This is a genomic window from Halorientalis brevis (assembly GCF_023077655.1).
Window position 1 is genome coordinate 238,323 of the sequence record NZ_JALLGV010000009.1, and the last position, 26,112, is coordinate 264,434.

Here is a 26,112-nt window from a genome sequence, read left to right on the forward strand (position 1 = left end):
TTGAGGGAGTAGCCTTCCACAGATTCCGATGCTGTTGTTCCCAGTCGAGGAGACGAAATGCGGCTTCGAGTGGGTCTGTGGCAGCACTCGATTGTGAGGGTGGGTCGGAAAGATCATCGAATGCAGGGACGTCGATTGCAATCGACCCAGACTGACTCGTTCGCTCACACCGCATATCCGCGGCTACTGCATTTTTGACGGCTTCGCGTAGCTCTGCGAGGTGTTCACCACGGCCGGTGAAGCTCAAGTGGACGACGCCGCGATCTGCTCTGTGTATGACCACGGGCAAAAATGACGCGAGCATGGCTGAGTTATACGATTTCTTCGAGCTCTGCTCGTGACAATGGCTGTATTTCGCGGCGGGTGTCTTCGTTCGTGTAGAAGATCGACGCGGTGATGTCGCGGTCGGGATAGGCGTCCGCGACGACGTGATAGTACACACTGAGTTGCTTTCGATACTCGGATTCACCGTGCCGTCCCAGATCGGTCTTGTAATCGATAATCTCGACACGGTCGGGCAGGACGTGCACGAGGTCGGCCACCCCTGAAATCGTGACCTGGTCACCACCGACTGACAATGGGAGATATACCTCCTCTTCGACGCGGAACTCACCGGACAGCGAATCGAGGAGCGCTTGCACGTTCTGCTCATCTGGATTCGACGGTGTCATGTCCTCGCCGAGCGCGTAGCGTTCCGCAAACTCGTGGACGCGCGTCCCGAAGGCCGTGCCACGCCCTTCCTCAACGTCTTCGAATACATCGTCGCTCATCAAGGAGTGCGGCGTGTACCCCTGCGGTCCCTCTGGCTCGGGAATCGCGACCTGTAACTGGGTCTGTTCCGTGGCTGGCCGGCCCACGTCGTCTAACTGCGGCGGGTACTCGGTGATCTCGACGGGGAGTTCCTCGAGGAACGTGTTCGGGTCCTCGCCACTCGAGAACACGAGATGGCTTTCTGCGCGTGTCATCGCCACGTAGAGCAGGCGGCGTTCTTCGTCGTAGTCACGCGGCAGGCAGCGCCTGAGAACGTCCATCTTCCAGTTGTCGTAGATGTGCGGGTGGCCGTGGGCTTCGGCGAAGAGTTTGCGCTGACGCAGACCGATCGGGTCCTGATACGAAACGGGGCTACTCCCGCCGCTTCGCGGGGGGAACCGCCCGCTGTTCATATTCGCGAGGATCACGATCGGATACTCGAGGCCCTTGGCGGCGTGGATCGTCTGCACTGTGACCGAATCCGTCCCGGCTCCCGTATGGACCTCGTGCGTGCTGCCAGTCTCGATACCGCGCTCGATGAACCGGATCAGGTCACCGCGGGTTAGCGTCGTCGAACTGTGGACGGACTGGATCGTGTTGAGCAGCACGTCGGCGTACGCGCCAGTGTACCCGTACTTTGAGAACACTTGCCGGGTGATGCCACCGACGGTGTCCAGTTTAGTGAGCTGGTCACGGAACGCGAGCATCTCGTCGGGGTACGATTCAGCGTCGAGGATGTGTTTGATTTCGTCGAGTGTGTACCCGGCGCGTTCGAGGACGACCGCCCAGCCGCGGTCGGCGTCGTATTCGAGAATGCGGAGCCATGCCAGCAGGAGTTTCGCGGGGTCCGTCCGGAACAACTCCACGCCGCCCTCGTAGGCCATCGGGAACTCCTCCTGTTCAGCGACGTGCAGCAGTTCCCGACCGAAATCACGCGTCCGCGTGAACACCGCGATGTCCCCATAGCTCGGCAGCCGCAACTCGCCATCTTCCTCGATTTTGTACTCGGGGTTCTCGTGAATCTCCTGAATCTTTGTCAGCACCGCTTCGTGCTCGTCGTCGTGCTGGATAGCTTCGATCTGTGTATTATCGTGCTCGCTATTCGAGGACAGCGACTGGATATCGACCTCGGACTCATCGACGCTGTCGTACTTCCCGGCCGATGTGACGAGCGCTTCTTCAGAGAAATCGAGGATTGTCTGTGTCGAGCGATAATTCTGCTCGAGTCGGATCGGCTCGACATCGTCAACCGGGAACGACACGCGGTTGGCGCCGTCGTTGAGTTCGTCGGCGAATCGGGTGAGTCGCGCATCGAACTCCTCGATGTTCTCGACTTCGGCGTACTGGAAGCTGTAGATGCTCTGCTTCCAGTCACCGACGACACAGATGTTGTCCGTGCTCGCGAGCAACAACGCGAGTTTGAACTGAATCTCCGAGGAGTCCTGGAACTCATCGATCATTACGTACTCGAACGCGATGTCCTCTCGAAGCTCGTGGTCCTCCCACAGCAACACGAACGCGAACAGCTGGAGGAACCCGAAATTCAGATAGTTCCGTGACAGCGCGAACTCGAGATACTTGTAGTAGATATCGTGGACGAACGACTTCAGCGCCGAGCGATCCTCCTCGAACACACGTTCCGCCACGCTCGCCGGGATCTGCTTGCCGGACCCGCGGATTTCGTCTTTCGGCGGTGCATCCGGCAGGTAGAGCTTGTTCTTCCCGTAGTCATTGAGCTTGGACCGCAGTCTTGATTGTTTGCTCCCTCCGTTTTGTGGCTCGTTCACCTCCGCGAACAACGATTGGAAAGCGTCGAAATCGCCGTCGAGGTGGCGCTCGCCGTCGCGATACCAGCCGTCCGCGGTCGGGAACACCCCTTTCGCAGCGAGCTTGTTGATGAGGCCAAGCAGACTCGTCTCGTCGGACACGATCTTCAGCAGCGCTTCGTGTTCGGGATGCGCGTCGCTGAAGCGGGCGAAGAACTCGCGGAAGAGTGCGTGCTCGACGATCTCGTCTTCGATGATCTGCGTCGAGCCAGTGATGTGGTCATCGATCCCCAGGTGCGTCGGCGCGTCGTGCCCGTGTTCCTGCAAGATGTCGTGACACAGCGAGTGGAACGTCTGGATGGGTGCGTCGGCCAGTTCGCGCATCCCGTACTGGCAGTGTAACACGATGCGCTCTTTCATCTCGGTGGCCGCGTTGTCCGTGAACGTCACCAGCAACACGTCTTCGGGGGTGACGGTCTCTTGCTCGACGATCCGCGCGTAGCGGCGCGTCACGGCGAAGGTCTTCCCGGTGCCCGCACCAGCGTCCACCTTGTACAGCCCGTCGATGCTCTCGATCAGCTCTTCTTGTCGGTCGTTCGGCGTCAGGTCAGTGTCAGTCATCTTCGAGCAGGAGGTCGCGGTTATCCACGTAGCGGTAGTTCGGCTCGCCACCAGGGCCATCGATGGGGAAGCGCTCCTCGCCCGCACGTCGCCGATTCACCTCCACGAGGCACTCGTCAACGAACTCCTCGAACGCGTCGAGGTCATCGACGAAAAACCTCCGTGACCGCAGTCGCGAGAACTCGCGGAGAATCTGTTTACAGCCTTTCTCGACGTACTTGTAGTCGCCGACAGCGTCTTTCAGTCGTGCTTCGAGTGCCGCGCCGAACGCCGAGTCGATCAGTTCGTCACTGTCTCGCGTGTCCGGCAGGTCGTGGTCCTCGAACACCGCAGCGTAATCCGCGTACGATGCTTTCGAGAGTGTCTTCTGGCAGGCATTGGACCCATCGTCGAGTAACCGCTCGAACATCGCCTCGGACCGCACGTACGGTGTAAATTCGGTGGGATGGTACGGGATCGTCGTCAGCGTGTCCTCGAAGTCGAGCGTGCCAGTGACCGCATCGTCGAGTGTTTCGAGGAAGTGGAAGAACCGGAATTCGAGTTGCTCGTCGGGATTCAGCGTTCGGAGGTACGCGAGGTACAGAATCGCCTGAAAGTTAGGCTTGTCACTGGGCGGATCCATCGCCGCGCCTTTCACCACCTGCGACGCGCGTTTCTTGCTCCCGCTCTTGTAGTCAAGCAAGCGATGCGGGCGGTGAATCAGGTCGATTTTCCCTTTGATCCCGAGGTCGTCGTCACTGAACCAGCGCTCCGTGAGCGACGAGTCGATCGTCCGGTCGAAGTACTCCGCGAAGAAATTCCCCCAACTCGACGACCCGCCATCTATCGGAAGGTCATCGGCTGCCGGTTCGTTCTCGTCCAGGTACTGCACGATCGTTTCCAGGCCCAGTCGGTACTCCGTCCTGTGAACATCAGCATCGACTGACCGCAGGAACGGGCGTACCTCGTCCAGCATGACATCCACAACTTCGTCGATGGTGCCGTCATCGACAGCGTCGGGGTGATTTACGTAGAACTCCGCGAAGTCGTGGAACAGATTGCCTTCCTTGAAGTAGTCTTTGTCGGGCGACTGGACGATTTTACTGAAAAAGTAGTCGCGCGGCGAGTTCACGTAACTGTTCATACTGGATTGACTGATCGCGTCGATCCATTCAGGTTCGACATCCAGAGCGTGTTTCTCGAACCCGTTCCCCAGATCCTGAAACGTCCGGTTGTGGACAGTGTGCGCGAAGTCAGAGAATCGGTCGATGTCCTCCTCCAGCAAGTCCTCAAAGTACAGGCACGGCGTGATCGGGTCGCCGCCACGCGTATCCTGCACGAGGTAGTACTGCTGGACACCGTTCTGGAGAAGCAACTGGAACTGCCGGATGTTCCGCTGGTACTGATCGTCCATCTCGATCCAGGGGCGCCGCGGTGGCGTCTGTGTCCACGAATCGTCGAGTCCGAGATAGAATACGACCGGCCGGTCAACGAACGCCGCTGCACTTGCGTCGGCAAGCAGGACGCCCTCGTTTTCTCGATCAACGGGAACCTCGTACGTCTGAAGATAGAACGCCAGGCGGTCAACGCCCGCGTCGGTTACGCTGTCATGAGCGATGCCGAGTCGCGACAGTTCCTCGCGGAAATCAGGCAGTTCGACGCCCGTTTGCCCCTCGTATTCGTCCAACGCCGACCCGAACGTATGCTCGTGAATGTCGTCACTGAACTCCGAAACCCACGCGGCGGCTGGCGCATCCAGCTCGTGCAGCCGCTTCTCGTCGTGCTCGATATCGATCGACAATCCGAGCCGGGACAACAGCGGCCGCATCGAGCGTACGCGCGTATCACTTCCGTTGTGAGCCGCTCGCAGTAACTGCAGGAACGTGCGGTGATCAGGGTCGTCGATGAAGCCTGGGCCACCGTAGAACGGGATATCTTCGGCTTCCAACGCAGATTCGACGAGTGCAGAATACTCGCTGCCACCGTTGAGCACCACCGCGACATCCTCAGCAGTGTCTGCGGTGATCGCTTCGACGACAGCATCGATGATACCTGCTGTCGAGTCGAACACGTGGAACGGCGCCGGATCGAACTCCTCCTCGGTCAACGGCGAGAACATGTCGAACTCGTCGGGCAGAATCGACCGTTCCAGCGGCGTGAACTGTTCGATACCCACGACGGCAAGATCGCAATCATCGTCGATCTGGTACCTGCTCAACCGCCGAGATGTCGTGTCCAGCGACGAAATATGCTCGACAGCCGTCTCCGTCGCCGCATCCGCATACCCGTCGTACTCCAGAATCGCACGACTCGACCCCTGGTACTCCCAGCACTGAAGAATATTCCCGACGATATACGACGCTTGCTTCCAACTCAACTCCGTCTGCTCGATCAGTTCCAGAAACGCGAGTCTGTCCTCGGCCTGTTCGCGTCGCCCGGCTGCGAGGCGCCGCGGCGTCGTCGCGAACGTTCCGAGATGCGGGCGATCAAGCCGGCGATTCAACGCACTCGCAAGCGGCGCATCGGGTACGAGCACCAACTCGTACTCTGCGACCGCCGCGTAGAGATCATCTATCGGTCTCGCCCTCGAAAGTGGCACATAATCACATCAAATAGACACCTCATAAATCTGACTCTGGAACCTTCGATGGTCGTGCACGGTCGGATTAACAGGCTACCGAACAGTTATACAGATTCGAGGCGAATACACCCGCCTTCCCGTGAGGAGGGAGTGTTCCGACGCTTGCAGTCGGAACCGAACGACGAACAGGCGGGTGATGAAGCCGACACGGTGAGCAACAATCCACTGGCTACAACACGGCTGGATATTCCACCGCCAATCAGTTCTTTTAATATACTTTGTACCATAACTGGTTATTAACACAGTCTAATGCTGGAGACGACCCGCACTTACGTTGCGAAAATCACGAATCACCAGCAGGTTCGTGACGATCTCGACGCCTGCGGGTTTGCAGCATCGAAACTGTGGAACGTTGGCCGCTACTACATCCAGGGCCGGTGGGACGACGACGGTGAGATACCCGACGAAGCCGAGCTGAAGTCGGAGTTGAAAGGCCACGAACGCTACAGTGACCTGCATTCTCAGTCAAGTCAGCGAGTTTTCGAAGAGCTTGCTGAGGCGTTCACCGGCTGGTACAACTCCGACGACGGCAACAACCCACCAGGCTACCGGAAACGTGGCGACCGACACCCACGCTCGACTGTGACGTGGAAACAGAAAGGCATCAAACACGACACCAAGCACGGTCAGGTTCGCCTCTCGAAAGGCTGGAATCTGAAAGACGGGCGCTCGGATTTCATCCTGGCCGAATATGAAACTCGACCGGACGTGACTGTCGAGAACATCCAGCAGGTGCGAGCAGTCTGGAACGGCGACCGCTGGGAACTACATCTCGTGTGCGAGAAGCAGATTCCCGTCGAGGACGCTCCCGGCGAGAACGTAGCCGGGATCGATCTCGGGATCAGCAACTATCTCGCAATCGACTACGAAGATGGCCCCAGTGAGTTGTATCCAGGCAACCGGCTCAAGCAGGACAAACACTACTTCACCCGCGAGGAGTACCAGACCGAAGGCGAGAACGGCCCGTCAAAGCGGGCACGCCGCGCTCGCCGGCAACTCTCGCGGCGGAAAGACCACTTCCTGCATACGCTGTCGAAACACATCGTCCAGCGGTGCGTTGAGGAAGGCGTCGAGAAGATTGCCGTGGGCGACTTGAGCGATATTCGGGAGAACGACGACGGCGACTCTCGGGATTGGGGACAGTCTGGCAACAAGAAACTCCACGGCTGGGAGTTCGACCGCTTTACCGACCTGCTGGAATACAAAGCCGGAGAACACGGTATCCTCGTGGATCGGGTTGACGAAGAAAACACGTCGAAAACCTGCTCGTGTTGTGGGCAGATCCGTGACAGCAACCGCGTCGAGCGTGGGCTGTACGTCTGTAAGTCGTGCGACACCACGATGAACGCAGATGTAAACGGTGCGGTGAACATCCGCCGAAAGATAACTCAAACTCCCCCAACTGGGGATATGAGTAACGGTCGCTTGGCACGGCCAGGAGTCTACCTGTTCGATACAACAACGGGTGCGTTCCACCCACAAGAACAGGCAGACTGCAAACCCTAATATCCCAACGCTCGGGATTCACCCCGCCTTCAGGCGGGTGAGAATATCAATTCGCTGATGAATGGCGGCGCGTCACAGGGTCGTTCAGGCTCACAGCGACACCACACCGGAGATCGAGACCGCCACTATCGATTCCGAGACGGATTTCGAGGCGATCGTTGACTACCACCACGCTGGCGTCGAAGCTGCACGCGACGCGGCTGCGACCGAAAAATTGTGCTGGCTACATCAATCAGCGAGAGCCAGCACACCACGGATGCGGATGGCGATCGGCCACGGAATGTCGATGCCGTCTCCCGCGACGACTGAGTCCCTCGGAACTCGCAGACACCATCCAGTAAGGTACGTTGTTTATCCGTACTCGGCCGTAACCATTAGTCTATGTACGGCGCCGGAGAGGGTGTCGTGCGGTGACGACCCTGCCGTTCTCACCGCTCGACGAAGCCATCTATCACATCGAAGGCGCACTGGACCCGCTGAACATTCAGGTTGAGGTCGGGACGACCCAGACGATCGATGTCGACCGACTGCGCGATGCGGCAGTGACGGCGTGTAACGCCCATCCGCTCGCGCGGGTACGTCGTCGACCGAGCCGGAGTACTGACGTCGAGTACGTCTGGCAGGTTCCCGACGACGTCGGCGACGTACCGGTTGGCGTGGTCGACGACGGCGACCTGACGACGGCGCGGTCGGACTTCTACAGTCGCTCGTTCGACCTCACGCGGGAGCCACCGGTTCGGTTGCTGGTAGCCCGCGGTGCCGGGCGTCGGGGAGGCGACCGACTACTCGTCTGCGTGGGTCACGTCCCCATCGACGGCGTCGGCGCAGTCCGCATCGCTCGGTCCATCTGTCAGGCGTATCGCGGCGAGACGCCGGACGCGGATCCGGTCGACATCGAGACGTCGCGGGTCGCACTCACCGACGTCCGTTCGTCGACGCTGACTGGTCGGATGGACGTGCTCAGGTCGGCCGCCAAGCGACTCGGCGACATAGTCGACAGTCCGACGGCCATCGCCGAGGACGGCGTACCCAGTGGCGACGGGTGGGGATTCACCGAGCGGGCGCTCTCGACCGACCTGACCGACCGTCTGGTGTCGAACCGTCCAGACAATGTCTCAGTCAACGACGTGTTGCTCGCGGCGCTCCACCGCACCATCGCGGACTGGAACGACGACCACGGGAAACCCGCCCACAAGATTACCGTCATGATGCCGATCAACGTCCGCCCGAGAGACGGGTTCTACGACGTGGTCGGAATGTACGCCCTGATGAAACAGATAGAGACGCGCTCACGGGACCGGCGTGACCCACAGACGACGGTGGAAACGATCGTCGACCAGACGACAGCGGTCAGGGAAGACGGCGAACTCACGGCACTCTACGAGGCGCTCGAAACAATCCTCCCGCGGTTGCCCGTTGGGCTGAAAAACCAACTCCCGCACCTCGTGCGTGCCGTCAGCAACCGACTGATGGTCACCGCTGCCCTCTCGAACCTCGGACGCCTGCCAGAGTCACTGTCACTCTCGGGTGAGAGCGGGGACTCACTGTGGTTCTCCCCGCCGTGTAAGAAGGCGCTACCAGTGGGTATCGGGGTGGCAACCACCGACGGCACCGTTCGCTTCGTTTTCCGCTACACCCTTGAGCAGTTCGACGCCGACGCCGCCGAGCGGTTCGCCGACTGCTACCTCGCGCACATCGAGGAAGTCACGAGTGCACTGCAGCCAGCTGCCACCGGCTTCACCGCCGAGCGAGTACACGTCGCAGAGCGTTGACACCGCTCGGCTCCGTTGCCGTGAACGTGTTCTACACCGCAGAAGGTCTCGACGAGACGCTCGTTGCGGCACTCGACAAGTGCCGCAACGAGAATTGAAGCGACCATATATCACGTACTGAGCGTCTGTCTGCGTCAGATTGTCAAAGGCGGCCACGCAGGTCTAGCGATGATTTCGTGTCGTCAGAAGCTCCGATCGACTGTAATCGTCACTGTCGCGGTATCCCGGTTGCCCTCGCTGTCGATGACCGTGACGTCGACGTCGTAGGTGCCGGGTGTCCCGAACGTGTGCTCGACCTGCGCGCCACTCGCAGGCGGACGGCCGTCGTCGAACCGCCATTCGTACGCAACGATATCGCCATCCGGGTCGGTCGAGCCGCTGGCGTCGAAGCTGACGGCCAACGGTGCTTTCCCGTCGGTCGGCGAGGCGTCGACCGCTGCTGTCGGGGTGCTGGCTGCTGTCGTGATCGGTGTGGTCGGAGTCGACTCGGGCGTTTGGGTGGGAGTCGGTGTCGGTGTCGACGTGGCTGGTGTCGTCTCGCTGGACTGATCCGACGGGTCGGACGCCTGGCCGGTCTCATACCGGACCGGCCCCAGCTCAACCGTGCCATTCGTGCCACAGGTGGTTGCTGTCGATTGGTTGTCGACGAAGATGCCGGTCTGGAACGCACATTCGTAGGCCACCACGCCATCGTCGGGCGCACGGAGTGTCGTGTCGCCGATCTCGAACACGAACGCGAGCTCGCTGCGAACGTCCGAGTGTTCGTCCTGTCGGGCGAACGTGGTCAGCCACTCCTCGATGTGCTGATTCTCGGCGGTTGCGACGATCGTGTAGGCGGTGGTCTCGCCGGGCTGGAGGTGGACGTCACGGTCGACGTTCTTGATGGCGACGGCCTCTTGGTTCCGCGCGGAAAACACCTGGATGTCGTTCAGGAGGATATCGGCTGCCACGCCATCCGGGACCCCGGGGAGGACGGTATCACCGGTGTTTCGAACCCGCACGTGAACCTTCACTTCCGTCTGTTCGGGGGTCACCTCGCCCCACTCGAAGTCGACCCGCTCGAAGGTGTACTCGGCCGTGACCGAGCCCGAGGGACCGATGTCAGTCCGGGAGAGAATGTAGTCGTTCGGAATGTCCGCTGTACTCACTTCTTTCGTGTACGACCCCTCGTAGGCGTCGCCGGTCTGGTTCATCGCATCCGAAATCGGTTGTTCGTCGGTGAGTGCCGACACGCGCACCGGGGGTGTCGAGACTGCGATATCCGACCCGGCCTGAACGCGAACTGTGGGGGTCACTGCCGCGTGAATCGTCTCATCGGCGGTGATGAATGCCGTCCAGAACTCGCCGAGGCGGTCCTATTCGACCGCCGTCGTGACCGAGACCGAGTTGTTCCCCTGCTGGATATCGATCCCCGTTTTCTCCACGGCGCCCAACCGGACGTCGTTGAGTGTGACTCCTGCTGCGAGCGTGATATCATTCCCTAGTTGCACGCTGGTCGGGTTCGGGTTCTGGAGCCAGAGCGTGTGTACCAGTTCGATCCGATCCTCGGAGACGGTCCCCCAATCGCCGATGTCTTGGACGCCGGCGTCCGGTGACTGGAGACCTTGGCCACCGAGGACCTGCGTGTACGCGAGATACCCGCCACCAGCGACGATCCCGAGACCGATGACGACGATCGCGAGTGTGCGTGCGAACCCCATTGGACTCCTCCCAATCCAAATATACTTGCCAGGTAAGGTTACTGTTTCATGGGGACGCTTTACGTCGAAGATGTCGATTGTCAGGCACCAGTTGCGAGGGGCTGCTATTCAGGTGGCATCCATGCGCACAGGGTACCAGTCGACGGTGGAGGTGTCGGCAAAGGGCTGAATATAGGGGGCAGCGATGCACGGAGCCCGTTGGGGTACGACCCTTCTCGAGCGGGCAGCGTTCGCCTGGACCGCTGACAAATATGATTTTTCAGGGGCGTGTCCCCGACTACAACGGAGTCGTCAAATCAGTGTGAGTTGAACCGCCAAAATCTCTGTAGGCTCTACGCATCTCCAAAGAATACATAGACTCTACAGACATCAACAGAGACAATCTTTATCTGTACGAACTCTTTAGAGACCAGTGTAACAATGGCACCAACCGTATCGGTCACTGGTGACGGGATCTCGGTCGAACGAGAAGTCTCGGAACAGACAGCACCGCCAATAATCCAAGCCGCAATGAGCCCCGGTACGTCCGAACACGAAGAGGTGACGGTGAACGTCTCAGGCGAGGGGATGTCGTTTGAACGGGTGATCTCTGAAGATGTGGCTACCGATGTAATTGAGATGGCTATCAAAAATGGACATCAGACTCAAGAAGGGAGCGAGGAAGAGGGGGAGACATCTGATACTGAGGAATTCGACGGGCTACCGAATGACTTCTTCAGCCGCTTAACAGACCGCCAAGAGGCGATGATTAAGGTACTGTTGGAGAACAAAGGCTGGGTGTTGAATGGCGAACTCCGACGACAAATGGGCGAACAGTACGACGAGGCGATTGAGAGTGGACCCGCGCTGAGTGGCGTCCTTGCTGGCCTGTCACGAAAGCACGGCAAAGATTTCCGTAACGACCTCATCGAGGGTTCCTGGACCGGTGATGAAGTGAAATTCCGGCTGAACCGCGATTACGAAGAAGAACTCCGCGAAGAACTTGACTTCTAAATGGATTCCATCGTTCGTTCACCGGACTCCCCAGCATAGGTGCGACCCTCCAACTTTGTCTGCTGAGTAACGTCTGCTGGGAAGCGGTTACGGCGTTGAGGGCATCGAAGCGGCGAGTGACGAGCACAGGTGCAGAACTCCGGGTAACTCGGGCTTCCCGAACGCTAAGCGAGGGCGAAGGCCGAGCGAGGCTTTCGAGCAAATGAGAGGCCCCGGGTTCAAATCTCGGCCATTGGAAGCAGTCACGTTTTTCAATGCCGATAAATGCACTAAAAAGTGTGTTCTATCCCTTTACAACAGAGTAAATGTCAAACCGAAACTAGGAGGCTGTGATTCTGACCGTCGTTATATATATCTGATCTAAGGTATGGATCCTTCTTCGGGAATGCGGATTTCTGCCGATCAAACAGATAGAGATTTCCACTGCTTCTACCGGGTTAACTTACAACGACGAGCAGAATGGTGGAATTCTGAGATTTAACCCCTAAAATGCTTTTTTATGTATTTCTTCGCATCTCTTGAGCTGAGCTGTTTTGTATCACTGTTCTCTCTAACATACAATTCTTCCCCGCCGAATTTGATGGGCTCATCGTTTGGCTCTACTTTTACTTCACAGACAGAATGCTCACGGAGAGTGCTAAATTGGACCTCTGTTTCCTGTGTCGCAAAAGTTTCCCCCAAATGTTCTGCCAGGGCATTCTCAAGCTGTTTTTTGAACCCTTCCTGTCCTTTTGTAATTGATTTGAAATCCTTTTCGAGTCCCTGAACATTCCCCTCTTTGTCGACGCCGATGATCAAGTGGCCTCCAGCTGTATTAGCAAAGGCAGCGATATGTTGTGCGACTCTCTCTTTTGCGAGATCATCGGATATTGTATCAGGCAGAAGACGTTCTTCAAACTCGACAGTCTTGCTCCGACCTTTCTCGATAAGACCCCGCGTATCTTCTTTCGAAGAACTGATAAACTGATTGAATAGCCAGTTATGGAAAACCTCAGCAAACTCGTCATCGTTTGTGGCCTTGTTGAAGAACTGGGTGTTCTGGTCGATCATATCCAGCATCTCCTTCCGTGTAACGTTCTCAAACTTCATCTGGGCCTTTTCAGTGCTGTTCTTATCTACCGTCTGTTTCAACGCGTCGTTCTCCTCAAGCCTCTCCTTCAAGTGCTTGATGAATGTCTTATCCTGTTCGTCAACTTCATAACCGAACTGCTGGTTAAGCATCTCGACGATGTTCTCCAACGGCGATTTCTGTTCCTCAGTCTTGCTTGAACCGTCCTTCTTCTTGTGTGTAGGATCTAGGTCTCCGCTTGAGTGTTCGAGCGAGCGATCCTCTTCGGAAGCCACCTCCTTGATGTGGTACTGGTCAAGGTCAACGAACTGCTTAACCTCGTTCGGCATTTCACCCCTCTCTACGTCCAGCTTCCTGAAGAACACCCTCGCGAACTGGTAGAGCTTGTGCAGTTCCTCGTCGCGGAAGTTGACGACCTTGATCAGGAATGAGTAGAGCTGTATGAAGTCTTTGAGCTTCTTTCGGAACTCGTCTTTCGTCTCTTCGTCCGTGTTCCTGTAACGTTCTTTGACAGGGTCGAGAACGGCACTCAGCTGATTTTGGTCGGCGTCTTTGCTGTACCAGACCTCGGTGAACTCTTCAACCTCGCTGTCTTTGAAAAGTCGGAAGTCCCTGAGTTCTTCTTCGAGATCGTAGACAAGCTGTGGGTTGGTTCCCTGTCTGACCCGGGTCTTGGTGTAGAAGTCCTCGAACGCATCCTGTATGTCCTCCGGGTCGTTCTTGAAGTCGACCACCATCGTGTCCTCTTTGTCTGGATGTGTCCGATTGAGACGGGAGAGTGTCTGTACAGCTCTCACGCCTCCCAGCTTCTTGTCTACGTACATGGTGTGTAGTAGAGGCTGGTCGAAGCCGGTTTGGAACTTATTGGCGACGATGATTATCCGGGCGTCGTCTTCCTCGAACCGGTCCTCTACCTTGGTATCGAGGTCCTGGTTTACGTGCTTTTCTGTCAGCTTTTCACCCTCGTACTTGAAGTCTGAGAAGGCAGCCAGTGCCTCGAAGTTGTAGTTGTTGTCAGAGAGGTACTCATCGAATGCCCGTTTGTACTTGACAACCTGTTCCCGTGACCCTGTGACCACCATCGCCTTCGCTTTTCCATTGACCCGGTACATCACTTCCTCGACGAAGTGCTCAACGATGATCTCGGTCTTCTTCGAGATCACAAGGTCGTGGCTATCGACGAAGGATTTCAGTAGTCTCTTCGCCTTCGATTCTTCGAACTCGGGGTTGTCCTCGATCGTTTTTAGCAGGTTGAAGTAGTCCTCATACGTGGTGTAGTTCTGCAAAACATCCAGAATAAAGCCTTCCTCGATGGCCTGCCGCATACTGTAGAGGCTGAATGCCTCGTAACCACCATCCTCCGTCTTTTCGCCAAACATCTCAAGGGTTTTCTCCTTAGGTGTGGCGGTGAAGGCAAACGAGCTAACGTTCGAGAGAACTCCTCTTCCCTCCATATCCTGGTTCAAACGGTCCTGAACCGACATTTCTTCCTCGTCTTCGTCGCCTTCCATGGCGGATTCTTCGGAGAGAGCCCTTGTTTGACTGTCCTTGAGTTCGCCCGTCTGTGAGGAATGTGCCTCGTCAATAAGAACGGCAAAGTTCCGATCGGAGAGGTCATCCATCTCCTCGACGATGTAGTCGAACTTGTGAATCGTGGTAACGATGATCTTCTCACCGCTTTCTAAGGCTCCCTTCAGTTCTTGGGAGTTATCCTCAACGTTTGCGACAACACCCTCTACCTGGGAAAACTGCTGCATGTGGTGCTGTAGCTGGTCGTCAAGCACTCTACGATCGGAGATAACGATCACCGAATCGAAAACGGGTTCGTTCTCTTCATTGTGAATCTCGGCTAGCTGATGGCCAAGCCAGGAGATTGTGAACGTCTTTCCGCTGCCCGCACTGTGCTGGATGAGATAGCGTTCACCAGGACCGTTCTGCTCGGCATCAACAATACTCCGTCTTACCGCCTGTAGCTGGTGATACCGGGGAAAAACAAGGAACTCTTCATCAGTCAGATCTCCTTGGTCGTCACGCTCACGGAACTCCGTGATGAAGTTCTGAACGATGTCGAGGACGCTGTCCGGGCTTAGAAGATACTTCCAGAAGTAGCTTGTCCGGTACCCGGAGGGGTTGGGCGGGTTTCCTGCTCCCTCATCATGGCCCTTGTTGAACGGCAGGAACGTGGTGTCTTGACCTTCCAGCTCGGTGGACATATACACCTCCTCAGGATCAACAGCGAAGTGAGCCAGGCAACGACCAGGACTGAAGAGCTTGTCCCGTGGATCCCTATCCGTCCGGTACTGATCCTTAGCATCAGTCACGTCCTGTCCCGTGAAGTCGCCTTTCAGTTCCGCAGTGAAGATCGGTATCCCGTTCAAGAAGACTACAAGGTCAACTTCGAGATTCGAATCGGGCTGGTACCTGAGCCGCGGGATAACCGAGAAAATATTCTGCTCATAGTTCTCAACCGCTTCCTTGTTCCGGTCCGTAGCCGGCTCGAAATACGCGAGCTGTTCAAAACGCGCACCGCTAAGCCTCAAACCATTCCTCAGTACTTCGATAGCGCCTTTCCGCTTAATCTGTCTGTCCAGCGTATTCAGGAACTTGTCATCGGCCCCCTCACCGTGGAACTCCTCCAGCTTCTCCCACTCATCAGGCTGAGTTGCCTTGACAAACTTCAAGACGTCTTCCGGAATCAAAGCAAATTCCTTGTCATAATGCCGGTTTTCCCGACGACGATAACCACCGGGATCAAACCGCTCATACAAAGGCTCTAACTCCCCTTCCTCCCAACTCGTATCCTCCGAGGTTAGATCCCCGATTATAACCTTCTCAAACTCCCTCTCGCTGAGCTTATCCGACATCACACCTCACCCCGAACATCAATCTGACCAGTAACAGCATTCGTAATAAGAGCTGTCCGGTACTCCTTCAGACGGTCAATACCCTCTTCAACCTGCGAGATTAGATCATCAATTTTTTGTGTTTCTTCCCTTATGGTTCCAAGGATATCCTCTTGCTCAGATATCGGAGGAACCATAACACGAATACCTTTTAACTTAGATGCCTGAATGCCTTTAGCGGTTGATCCTGTTTGGTTTTTTATCAATTGAGTCTGGTTAAACTCAGAATCTAGATAATACTTTAGAAAGTCTTTTTTGAGCAAATCTGTGTTAACTTTTAGCAGAATGATTCTCTGAGCCAGAGCGACAGGTGTTTCTTGAATTTGGGCAACCTCACCCATTGGTGCCTCTGTTGTTATCAACACGTCCCCCTCTTCTGGGTCTCCCCTTGTCATCCATTCATTATATTCATCTTCAGAAATGTACTCATGGTCCTCTGAGAAGTCTAATTTGCCGTTGTCAATATTCTTGGCTGTAATCAAAGTTATTCCAGAATCACTCTTCTCTGGAGTAGCACCTCTATAATCTACAAATTTATCAACTGTATTTCTTAGACTGGTTGTCTCCCAATCATCTGGAATACTATCAAACCATTCAAGTTCAATATCCTTATGTCTGGAATCATTAATTCCAGAAGTAACTAATTTATTTATTATCGCATTACGCTTTTCATCAAGAAGTTTAATCAGCTTTTCTTTTTCCCCAATCAACTGATCTATTCTTGAGGTTTCCCAATCTAGAAACTCTACTATTGCGTTCTGTTCCTCTATTGGTGGAAGTTGAAAATGTGCAGAAGAAACTTTTGTCCAGGACGTTCTTGGCATCTTTACTCCATGTGAGTTTGCATCGGTGAATTGGATGAAGTCTTCTGAGTGGAGGAAATAGTATAGGTATCTACTTTGCACGTCAGAATTAGGGCTTAAGACCATTAAATCGGTTCCACAGCAACCCTTCTTATCTACTTGATAGTATTTGCGTAGGTAGGGACGAAGCTTTCCAAATAGAACATCGCCTGGTTCAAAGAGATAGTATTCTTGAGATTTTTTCTGTTCCCATTCGAAATTGTCAACAAGATTCCCGGTTACAGGGTTGATGTGTTCTAAGGTGATGAAATCCCTCTCCTCTTCGTTACCTTTGTCGTTCTTCTTTTCAGCCCAGTACTGAAACGATCGACTTTCCCAGTGAACAGGGACTTTTTGTAAATTATCACCGCTCGGTGCTTCATACTCCGAATATCTCTCATAGCGACTGTTGTCTTTCGAGTCAAATTCCTGTATAGTTGTCTCCTGTGTGTCTTGCATTATTTTGTCACCTCCTGGATCATGTCGACGACTTGTTGTTCTACTTCTTCGATATCTTCCTCGATTTCTTCAAGAGGTCGTGGTGGTTCGTATTCGTAGAAGTAGCGGTTGAAGTTGATTTCGTACCCGATTTTGCCGAGTCCGCCGTCCTGCGGATCGGTCATATCTTCGTTGATCCAGGCATTTGGCTGGTAGGGCTGGACCTCTTTTTCGAAGTAGTCTTGAACGTCTTTGTCTAGAGGGACGTATTCGTAGTCGGTTAGATCTGTGTCGCGTTCTGGCCGGCCTTTGCTGTCGCGGACGATCTCTGCGTCCGGATCTTTCTCTCCGAGTGCGTTGAAAATATTTCCGCGTACCGATTTCTTGAGGTCGAGTCCTGCTTCTTCGATTGCCTTGTCAAGCTCCTCCTCAAACTCTTCCTTGTCCTTGTATAGCGTATCATCCATCCCGTGAAGCATCTGGATAATGGCTTCCTGCCTTTCCTTGCCTTCTTTGTTACCGGAGAGATTGCCAAATGCTCTTTCGTCCTTAATTTGCTCAATCCGATCTTCGGAGGCTTTGAAGTTCTTACGTAGCGGTCGTTCAATCCGGACCTTCCTGTATCCGAACTCCCTTACAGGGTGTATCTGGGAGTTCTCCGAGTCGTCGTTTTCCCTATAGAGTTCCAGGATTTTCTGTATCTGATCCTCTGTAAGTTTCTTTCTCTTGTCCCCTTTGTTGTCGTCCATTAGGGTCCAGAACTCTTCGCCGGATGCGTCGATCAGCTGGACTCTCTTATTTCGATCTTCGGGCTTGTCGTTTGAGAGTACCCAGACGTAGGTGGTAATCTTGGTGTTGTAGAAGAGTTCGTCAGGTAGTCGGATGAGTGCTTCAAGCCAGTCGTTTTCGAGTATCCACCTTCGGATACTGCATTCGTTTTTGCTGTCTGAGACGTTAGGATCAGCTGAGAACAGCGGTGAGGCGTTGGAGATGAATGCGATCCGGCTTCCTCCGTCGTCCTGATCCTGCATCTTGGACAGCATTGTTTGGAGGAAGAGGAACTGGCCATCATCTTTTGCAGGCAGCCCTGCTCCAAATCTACCACCATATCCTTGTTCGTATTCTTTTTCTACGGCTTCCTTGTCGCTCTTCCAGTCTTTCCCGTACGGAGGGTTGGCGAGCATGTAGTCGAACTGCTTGTCCGGGAAAGCGTCGTCGGCAAGGGTTGATCCATCTTCGATATTGTTCGCTGCTGTGGCGTTTTCTCCCTTGATGAACATGTCTGACTTGGCGATCGCGTGTGTCTGGGGGTTGACTTCCTGGCCGAACAGCCAGACTTCGACATCTTCGTTGAATTGCTGAATCCTATATTCAGTTTCAGTTAGCATTCCGCCAGATCCACAGCAGGGGTCGTAGACGTGAAGGATTTCGTTATCCTCGAAGTCGTCTTTGTCAGGCTCGATCGCCAGTTCCGCCATCAGGTCAACGACCTCCCTCGGAGTGAAGTGTTCGCCAGGATTTTCGTCGAGGGATTCGTTGAATCGCCGAATGAGTTCCTCGAAAATGTCCCCCATCGTGGAATTATCGACTCTGTCGGGATGCAGATCAACTTCTGGCTGTGTAAACCGCTTCACGACTTTATAGAGGAGATCGTGCTTGGCAAGTCCCTCAATCGTCGATTCGAACCCGAAGTTATCAAGAACCTCTTGCATCTCCGGGGAGAAGGAGTGGACGTACTCCTTGAGATTCCGCTCAATGTCGCTCGGTTCGTCAAGCAGGGTTTCGAGGGTATATTCGGAGTAGTTGTAGAAAGGTGCGTCCGCAGCCTCCTTCAGAACTTCCTGCAGGGCCTGTTCATTCAGCTGGTCGCTGTATTGTTCATAGGCTTCTCGGACATCCTCGTTAGTTGGTTCGAGAACGCAATCGAGTCGTCGAAGAACTACGAACGGGAGGATGACTTCTTCGTAATCGCCTCGCTTGAATTTGTCACGAATCAGATCAGCAGTACCCCAAATGAAGTTTGAAATCTCGGTAAAGTTGTCAGCCATCTATTACCGTGATGGCCGGTATGCCTGATAAATCGCTTGGTCCCTTGACTGTGCATCCCAAGAAATAACGGGTACACGTTTGCTAAAGAGAGATTCTTTCAACTCAGTAGACCAGATAATTGCCAGAGAAACTGTATATTTCTTCATCGATTGCTTGGTCAGTAACGCTATTGTATCAGCGGAAGTTGGTTTGTCCGAAGAGCGGAATTCATCTATAGCGACGAGTACAATCAGAATACAAAGAAATCCTCTGTTACGTCTGCTCAACCTGTTCTAACGCAGCACGTAGCAGACTACTTCCGGCAGGCCGGTGCAACGGTTCATTCTGATTCCCACACTGGCTACTCATCAAGCAGGCCGGGCAGCCGACGTCCCGACCACAGCTACACTCCTCAATGCGTTCGAGAGTCCGCTGCGCAACAGCCTCGAAGTTCTCGTAGACGCTGTGTGCGAACCCGACACCGCCCTCAACCGCATCGTGGATGAACCAGACCGGAGTTCCGATCTCCGGGTGTTCGATCATCGATAGCCCACCCATGTCACTGTTATCGAGCCGGAGTTCTAACGGGGCCATCTTGATCATCCCGTGCTCGCCGCCGTGGAGTCCGCCTGCCAGCGTGTACTCCTGTTCACCCATGGGGGCAAACATCGAGTCCTCGTCTGGTTGCAGTAGGGAGCCTGGGGGAATCTCTTGCATCACACGGTCGATGATGCTTGGTGGGAAGGAAATCCACATGAGCTGTGTCCGTAACGAGATCGGGTCGAGGTCGATCGGAACCAAGGGCTCTTCGATCTCACCAGTGTGCATGTCGATCACGTTGTACGCACTGTAGTCGATGTGGACTGTCCCCATCCCAGCACAGAGTTGATAGCCATTGCCGAGCTCGTACGATCGCTCAACCTCTAGATCACGGATGTGTTTATCGTGAATCGCCTGGGTATAGTTCGTCGTCGAGGTCTGCTTCACCTCCACGTATGGATTGTACGTGTCCTCAACGACCCGCTGCACCTCGTACTGGTCGCCGTCATACAGGATCAGCGCCCCAGGGTAGTACTCTCGGTAGACGCGTTCTTTGTCCAGCGGCTCCATATCGATGTCGCCGTTCACCTGCTTGACTCTGTACTGCTCGTCGGTTGTGGCGTACATCGAAATCCCGCTTTGGGGCCTCGACGTCCCGTTGTACTGCGCACCGCGGTCCAAGTCACCGACCATCTGCCCAGCGGCGTTCCACATCTCGATGGCCTTTTCCAAGCGGTCCTCCGGCCCGAACCACCTGGTGTCCTCCTCAGTTAGCGGTCGCTCAGAGGCAGCACAGAGCACGTGTTTGGCGTACACTGGGTTGTTCGACAGGTCGACCACGGCGTCCTCAATGTTATCGCCCAGGATGTACTCGGGGTTGTCCAGGATATACTGGTCGATCGCGTCTGATTGCGGGACAAACACCGAGAGGGAGTCGGTGTTCCCCCGACCTGCACGCCCAACCCGTTGCCAGAACGACTGTCGAGTCCCTGGATAGCCGGCTAACACCGTCGCATCCATCGAACCAATATCGATGCCGAGTTCCAGCGCACTCGTGGAAATGACCCCATCGATTTGCCCCTCCGCGAGTTTGTTCTCAACTGCCCGTCGCTTCTTTTTGCTGAGGCCAGCGTGATACGGGTCGATGTCGACGTACTTCGTGTCGGGGTGGTTCTGTGATGCCTCGATCGCACGCTTGACGCCGATTTCAGTCCCTTGTCGAGAACCGGTGAACATCAGCGTCTGGATATCATTCTTGCTGAGATGGACAAGTACGCCTGCTGCTTCATCATCCGCATTCCGCCGCATCGACGGAAGGATTTCATCTTCATCCAAACCAGCTACAACGTCATCGTCGGTCTCCTGTACGGGTGGCTGCCAGAAACCGATCTCTCGACGTCCATGTGGACTTCCGTCCTCGTCGATAACCTCGAACTCCGCACCGGTTAGTGCCTCCGAGTGTTCAGCCGGATTCCCGATCGTGGCTGTCGAACAGACTAATTGTGGATCGGACCCGTAGTGATCGAGCATCCGCCGAAGCCGCCGGATCACCCACGAAACGTGCATACCGTGCACACCAGTGTAGGTATGACATTCATCGATGACCAGCAGCTCGCAGTTCCGGAAAGCGTCTCGCCACTTCATATGCGAGTCGAGATACTGATTGATGCCAGCGAAGTTCGAGATGATCACATCAATCCGGTCTCTGATGATTTTCTTCCGGTCCCGTTTTGTGTCGCCGTCGTACGTCTCTGCGATAGCGTCGATATCCAACTGTTGAAACAGGTTGTTGACAGCTTTCTCCTGATCGGCGCTCAGCGCTTTGGTCGGATACACGAACAAAGCGCGAGCGTCCGGATTCTGCAGCTTCCGGAGACAGTAGTACAGCGTATAGACCCACGTTTTCCCAGAGGCCGTGGAGGTGGCCACGCACGCATTGTTCCCCTCTTTTAGCTCTCGAATCGCCTCGGCCTGGTGCGTGTACAGGTCGTTGTCGAGGTGAGCCGCGAGTTCCTCAGGAAGTACGTTCTCTGCAGGCACGTGCTCCGCTGCTTTCGCAGAATCCGTGATGGCGTCGGCCAACTGATCTTCATAGTTCGGGAACGTCTCCTGGAGTGTTTCAGTGTCCAATACGTCATCAAGCGATGGAGTCTGCTTGCGGCTCATGGTTAGAAATCACTGAGAGTGCCTTGTGAACTGGTCTCCGAAGGTGACGAGGTACCGTTGCCGCTACCTTGTGTCATCCGGTTGGTCGTTTCCTTGATTGCGTCGTAGACGTACGCTAGTGCTCGTACGTCATCTTCGCAGTATTTCTTGTGGCGGTCCCAGTCCAACTCCGTGGCTGGGCAGGGGTTGTCAGCGTACCTTTGGAACAGGCGGCCAACCTCCGCACCGGTAAGTCCGGTATCGATCGTCTCCCACCCGAGTGCTGGGGCGACGTCTTCCAGTTTATTCGTTAGTCCGGGAAGGATCGCGTTGTTCTCTTTGACTGCCCAGTAATACGGATCGAACTTCCACATGCCCTCCCACGTATCCAGATACTCGGGACAGTGCTCCGCGATATGCTCTTCGATCACCGGAAAGTCGAAGTCCCAGCCGTTGTAGGCCACGACAGGCCGATTATGACCGAATTCAGCGAGCCACGACATGAACGCTTCAAGCGCCTCCCCAGGTTTCGATGGATCTGTCTCGATGAACGGCATGTATCGGTCCTCCGTTGCCCGATTCAGGACGCCGATGAGCCAGATCATCGTAGGATTGAGCCCATCGGTCTCGATGTCGATGAAGATCGGTTCACTGTCGGGAAGGCTCGCACCCGGCGCTTTCCGAACCTCGCCCTCTTCGATCACTTGGGCGGATTCGATCACCGTCCGTGCGAGAGACTGCCCGATCCCGGACAGGTTCGCGATTTCACGGACTGACGCCGTCGAGAGGTCCTGCCGGGATTGGATCTCCGCATCACGGAGCGTTTGCACACGCGACTCGCCGACTTGGGTGACCGCCGCAAGGCCAAAGTCGCCCAGCTTCCTGGTCTTCCCACCAACAACACCCCCCTGCTGAAGTTCGAAGTGGGCGATACCAGCTTGGTTGACTCCCTGTTGTTCGTTTGCACCCGGCATGACACCTTGAACATCGACGCCCTGCCATTCAGCCCGATACTCGGGGTTGGCTTCTATCGACAAGTGGGTAAACGCCTCAAGTGCATCGTGATCAGCGAGTGGGGCTCTGTACTCCGATAGCCCGTCAAGCCGTGCATCCAGATTGATGAGGTCAACCGATACGGAAAGTTGGTCTGAAAGGAGATACGTTTCAGCGACACGGTCGGCCGGAGTATCGGTCTCGATCAGTTGTTCGATCGCCCTCGGCGTCGATACCCAGATCAGACTGACATCGTCACTACTCGCTAGTTCGAGTGGACGCTCGGGTTGGAGTGGTTGGGTTGCCACTGTGACAGAGTCTTCCAAGTGTGATTGGAGGAACGGTTCGTGGACTCGGGATGGTGTGAAGAGGACATCAGTGTCGAAGTGCCGGACGATATCCTGAAGTTGCTGACTTCGGCACTGCTGCATGGCGAAATCGGGCACTACCGTGAGCCCAATCATGCTTTGTGTCTCACCTGGCTGTCCGTGATCGGCCACAGATGGTCTACTTCCAAGCACGACACGCCCAAACTGTCCATTTCAGATGTACCTGTCATTCCATCTCACCGCCGTTGCTCACCTTCAGCTAACACGAGGTCACATTCCGGCCTGAAACGACAACTAGCACACTGCTTCCAGTGGCTCGCACCGGTTGGATCGCCGCCATCACGCCAGAATGAGACGTAATCACGCAGTTGCTTTCCCCGGTCGGGGTCCCGTTCGTATTCGAGTGGATGCCGTCGGATATTAGGGTGAATCGTGGCGTTTTCGTCGAGCTGGATGGAAATATCGTCGCCATCCTCGACCGCCACGAGCATTTGCGCCCGACTCAACTCGACGACGTCAAACTTCGCCTGAGGGTATTTCAGGTACCGGATGGAGAGGTCAGAGACGTCGAACCCGATGCGGTCCAGGAGAGTACCGTAACACCACAGCAGAAATCGCTCGTTTGGGAACAGCTGGTCGAGATAGCCTTCTTTCGTCACTCCACGGACGAGCGTGAGTTGCGTCGGATGGCTATCTACGAACCGGAGGTATGTTGGCCGCGCATACAGAGTCATCCCCACCATCTCGTGGACCAGGGGAGGGTACAGTAGTGAAACATCTCCGGCTTCGATGTCGTCCCACACATCGTCGACATCGTATTCCTCGTCAGTATTGGCCGATGCTTCCACGAGTTGGTTATGTTGCTCCTGTGCTCGTAGAAGGCGTTCAGGACGGTTCTCTTCAGTAGGACGCTCGGCCCGCTCGAATACGGCTTTCTGCTCGCAGTAGTGTTGAGTCTCCAGGGTATCGAACGAAACCACGTTGTCTGGGGTGTCTTCCCCAAGGGCTTTGAGGAGATCAAGTTGATGACGCCTGATCTCTCCGACCGATTTTGTGTGAGCCTGTTCGCCGGCCATGTCAATGGTTAGGAACGGAATACCCATTATACCCCCGTTTGGACCGAATCAGCCGCATTCCTGCGTTTATGATAATGAATATTATACTTCGTTTAAGTACCCGGGTGTGGCAGAAATACGAGTGAGGAGCCATCTGGTGCACCTATCCATCAGCCAAGAGAGTTCAGCACATTTGCATCACGTTAAAAGGGGTCCGTTACGGACGGTCTGACAATGGACAAGGACGAGATTGGCGAGTACGTCCAGCGGTGTCAGCAGCTCATCGACTCATCACCGCAGATGGACGAGGAAAATACGAAGGTCAAGCTCGTTCAGCCGTTTCTCGAACTTCTCGGCTGGGATCTCTATTCGACCGAAGTCGCCCTCGAATACAGAGTCCCAATGGCCTCGGGGAGTACCCACGTCGATTATGCCCTGCTCGTGGGGGATTCGCCTGTCGTGTTCGTGGAGGCCAAACCAGCTCGGTCTGAGCTCACCGACGATGAAGTACGCCAACTTCGGAGTTATATGCGACAGGAGCTCGACGTTGATTGGGGGATTCTCACCAACGGGAAGTCCTTCGAGGTCTTGACGAAGAACCGCCACCAGAACGGAGGTGAGGAGGTATCGGTCGTTCAGTTCGACCTCGATGACCTCGCCGAAAACCCAGGAGTACTGGAACTCCTGACGAAGGAGTCGATACGCTCAGGGAAGTCTGATGAAATAGCTGCGCAGGTCGCCCAGACAAATCGAGCAATTCGACACCTACAGGAAAACGAGGACAACGTCACCGAGTCCGTCACGGAGGCCGTGGAACGGGAAGTGGGCGACCTCACGATCGATCTCGAAGAACAGGCCCGAGAGTTCGTGCAAAGTCTCGTTACGGTACTCCGTGAACAGCGTCAGTTCGTCAGTACGGAGCCACAGGGAGAAGAGGAAGAAGGAACAGACGACACACCCCACGAGATTGAGCCACTGGAGAATCGGGTTGCAGGGAAGGTTGCCCGACAGGAAATCGATGGTAACCCCGACGCCCGTGTTGCGGTGTTTCCAACCCGGGAGTCAGGACTCCCGTTTCTAAAGGAGAACGAAGCGTGGGGATTCGTTCGCGTCGGTAGTGAATTCGATTACGTGGCGATGTACGTCACTGGGGACGTTCGCGAGGTGAAATACTTCGCTGAGGTAAGCGACGTGGTTGAACCCGACGAGGCTGACCTCTTACGAGAGCCACTAGATTACAAGGATAGATCCAAAATCGCAGACGGAAAGAAGGTAATCGAGTTCAAGCCGGGTTCACTCTACGAGCTCGAAGATCCGGTCCCGTTTGAGACGAAGTATCCCCAATCGCTCCAATATACGACACTAGGTGCCTTACGGAAGGCTGAGACGACTGACGATCTCTTCTAGTTTACCGCAATAGTTTGTAAGGCGAGCGACGCAAACCCCTCTAAATTCTCGATAGACACCGTAGCGATCCCCCAAACCATCGCTATTGTACGGGGGTTGGTCCATCCACACTGTTCTATTGCAGACAAAAGGCCTGACTGAGAGCTTGATCCGATGCTTCTAAGAATGTTTTCAAATATTTGATATTAACTATTTCACTTACTGTGTGATGAATCCAGAGCGCGAGTCTTGCACGCTAATTCACGCGACCCAGGATTACTTGAGCTGCCGTCCCACAAACTCAATCCATAGGAAACTCCCAGACATAGAGGGGATCGAGAAATCAAAATACTGCTCTAACACCGCTTGTTCACAGTTTTCGGTTCGACCGAGCGTCGGAAAGTTCACGTATCATGGAATCAGCAAGACACCGGCATCAGCGGTACGATTCGTCGAGAATACGTCAGGTCGTGTTCAACAACAACTCCATCTTTGTAGACATCGACGCCGGCTTGACAAGCAATTAAATGGCTCTGGTGAATCGCTGGACAGCGTCGGCTTCGACCGTCAGAACTAGGAGTAAGAAGCGGGAAACCGCCGATGTCCATGTCGAAGATCTCCCGCTTCACGAGCAAAGTCGTTCAGTTAGCTAAAAA

14 protein-coding genes and 1 pseudogene are annotated in these 26,112 nt (G+C 55.2%); 4 read left to right on the forward strand and 11 right to left on the reverse strand.

The genetic code is table 11. The annotated features are described in order from the left end of the window. Positions 1–311: 311 nt before the first annotated feature. Both MU553_RS21000 and MU553_RS21005 read right to left on the reverse strand, forming a co-directional pair. Positions 312–3,137 carry a UvrD-helicase domain-containing protein gene (locus MU553_RS21000; protein ID WP_247381334.1) on the reverse strand — a complete coding sequence of 942 codons (2,826 nt, stop codon included), beginning with the start codon at positions 3,135–3,137 and terminating at the stop codon, positions 312–314. Continuing rightward, a complete protein-coding gene (locus MU553_RS21005; RefSeq protein ID WP_247381337.1) occupies positions 3,130–5,715 on the reverse strand; it encodes a PD-(D/E)XK nuclease family protein in 2,586 nt (861 codons plus the stop codon). The genes MU553_RS21000 and MU553_RS21005 overlap by 8 nt, the downstream gene beginning before the upstream one ends. 291 nt (positions 5,716–6,006) lie before the next feature. Between MU553_RS21005 and MU553_RS21010 the strand changes: the two genes are divergently transcribed. Then, positions 6,007–7,263, forward strand: coding sequence for an RNA-guided endonuclease InsQ/TnpB family protein (locus MU553_RS21010; protein WP_247381339.1), 1,257 nt, complete (start codon positions 6,007–6,009; stop codon positions 7,261–7,263). A 410-nt stretch (positions 7,264–7,673) separates the two neighbouring features. Further along, complete coding sequence (locus tag MU553_RS21015; RefSeq protein WP_247381340.1) at positions 7,674–9,035, forward strand: hypothetical protein; 1,362 nt, start codon at positions 7,674–7,676, stop codon at positions 9,033–9,035. On the opposite strand, the pseudogene MU553_RS23900 reads toward MU553_RS21015, so the two are convergent. The 3 genes and pseudogenes from MU553_RS23900 to MU553_RS21025 form a co-directional block, all read right to left on the reverse strand. Beyond that, positions 9,002–9,139 (reverse strand): annotated as a pseudogene (locus tag MU553_RS23900) (ISH6 family transposase); the annotation flags it as partial. The gene MU553_RS21015 and the pseudogene MU553_RS23900 overlap by 34 nt on opposite strands. Before the next feature lie 78 nt (positions 9,140–9,217). After that, on the reverse strand, positions 9,218–10,267 hold the full coding sequence (locus tag MU553_RS21020) for a PKD domain-containing protein (protein ID WP_247381342.1): 1,050 nt from the start codon (positions 10,265–10,267) through the stop codon (positions 9,218–9,220). A gap of 123 nt (positions 10,268–10,390) precedes the next feature. Next, positions 10,391–10,735, reverse strand: a complete 345-nt coding sequence (locus tag MU553_RS21025) for a hypothetical protein (RefSeq protein WP_247381344.1) — start codon at positions 10,733–10,735, stop codon at positions 10,391–10,393. A 420-nt stretch (positions 10,736–11,155) separates the two neighbouring features. Here MU553_RS21025 and MU553_RS21030 point away from each other — a divergent pair, with 420 nt between their 5' ends. Then, positions 11,156–11,728 carry a hypothetical protein gene (locus tag MU553_RS21030; RefSeq protein WP_247381345.1) on the forward strand — a complete coding sequence of 191 codons (573 nt, stop codon included), beginning with the start codon at positions 11,156–11,158 and terminating at the stop codon, positions 11,726–11,728. A 477-nt stretch (positions 11,729–12,205) separates the two neighbouring features. Here MU553_RS21030 and MU553_RS21035 read toward each other — a convergent pair whose 3' ends face one another. The 6 genes from MU553_RS21035 to MU553_RS21060 form a co-directional block, all read right to left on the reverse strand. Further along, complete coding sequence (locus MU553_RS21035) at positions 12,206–15,661, reverse strand: DEAD/DEAH box helicase family protein (RefSeq protein ID WP_247381346.1); 3,456 nt, start codon at positions 15,659–15,661, stop codon at positions 12,206–12,208. Next, a complete protein-coding gene (locus MU553_RS21040) occupies positions 15,661–17,001 on the reverse strand; it encodes a restriction endonuclease subunit S (RefSeq protein ID WP_247381347.1) in 1,341 nt (446 codons plus the stop codon). Before MU553_RS21040 ends, MU553_RS21035 begins: the two co-directional genes overlap by 1 nt. Beyond that, entirely contained in the window at positions 17,001–19,028 is a 2,028-nt protein-coding gene (locus MU553_RS21045; protein WP_247381348.1) for a type I restriction-modification system subunit M, read from the reverse strand. Before MU553_RS21045 ends, MU553_RS21040 begins: the two co-directional genes overlap by 1 nt. Positions 19,029–19,281: 253 nt before the next feature. Beyond that, on the reverse strand, positions 19,282–21,714 hold the full coding sequence (locus MU553_RS21050) for a DEAD/DEAH box helicase (RefSeq protein ID WP_247381349.1): 2,433 nt from the start codon (positions 21,712–21,714) through the stop codon (positions 19,282–19,284). 2 nt (positions 21,715–21,716) lie between these two features. After that, positions 21,717–23,150 carry a ribonuclease H-like domain-containing protein gene (locus MU553_RS21055; protein ID WP_247381350.1) on the reverse strand — a complete coding sequence of 478 codons (1,434 nt, stop codon included), beginning with the start codon at positions 23,148–23,150 and terminating at the stop codon, positions 21,717–21,719. Between the two features lie 101 nt (positions 23,151–23,251). After that, entirely contained in the window at positions 23,252–24,118 is an 867-nt protein-coding gene (locus MU553_RS21060; protein WP_247381352.1) for a hypothetical protein, read from the reverse strand. Between the two features lie 186 nt (positions 24,119–24,304). On the opposite strand from MU553_RS21060, the gene MU553_RS21065 reads away from it, so the two are divergent. Continuing rightward, entirely contained in the window at positions 24,305–25,477 is a 1,173-nt protein-coding gene (locus MU553_RS21065; RefSeq protein ID WP_247381354.1) for a type I restriction enzyme HsdR N-terminal domain-containing protein, read from the forward strand. Positions 25,478–26,112 lie beyond the last annotated feature (635 nt).

Excerpts from the sequence above, each read along its gene's own strand:
- MU553_RS21055 (WP_247381350.1), bottom strand. The coding sequence starts at position 23,150 with ATGATTGGGCTCACGGTAGTGCCCGATTTCGCCATGCAGCAGTGCCGA.
- MU553_RS21000 (WP_247381334.1), bottom strand. The coding sequence starts at position 3,137 with ATGACTGACACTGACCTGACGCCGAACGACCGACAAGAAGAGCTGATC.
- MU553_RS21065 (WP_247381354.1), top strand. The coding sequence starts at position 24,305 with ATGGACAAGGACGAGATTGGCGAGTACGTCCAGCGGTGTCAGCAGCTC.
- MU553_RS21050 (WP_247381349.1), bottom strand. The coding sequence starts at position 21,714 with ATGAGCCGCAAGCAGACTCCATCGCTTGATGACGTATTGGACACTGAA.
- MU553_RS21010 (WP_247381339.1), top strand. The coding sequence starts at position 6,007 with ATGCTGGAGACGACCCGCACTTACGTTGCGAAAATCACGAATCACCAG.
- MU553_RS21045 (WP_247381348.1), bottom strand. The coding sequence starts at position 19,028 with ATGGCTGACAACTTTACCGAGATTTCAAACTTCATTTGGGGTACTGCT.
- MU553_RS21035 (WP_247381346.1), bottom strand. The coding sequence starts at position 15,661 with ATGTCGGATAAGCTCAGCGAGAGGGAGTTTGAGAAGGTTATAATCGGG.
- MU553_RS21030 (WP_247381345.1), top strand. The coding sequence starts at position 11,156 with ATGGCACCAACCGTATCGGTCACTGGTGACGGGATCTCGGTCGAACGA.
- MU553_RS21040 (WP_247381347.1), bottom strand. The coding sequence starts at position 17,001 with ATGCAAGACACACAGGAGACAACTATACAGGAATTTGACTCGAAAGAC.
- MU553_RS21025 (WP_247381344.1), bottom strand. The coding sequence starts at position 10,735 with ATGGGGTTCGCACGCACACTCGCGATCGTCGTCATCGGTCTCGGGATC.
- MU553_RS21060 (WP_247381352.1), bottom strand. The coding sequence starts at position 24,118 with ATGGGTATTCCGTTCCTAACCATTGACATGGCCGGCGAACAGGCTCAC.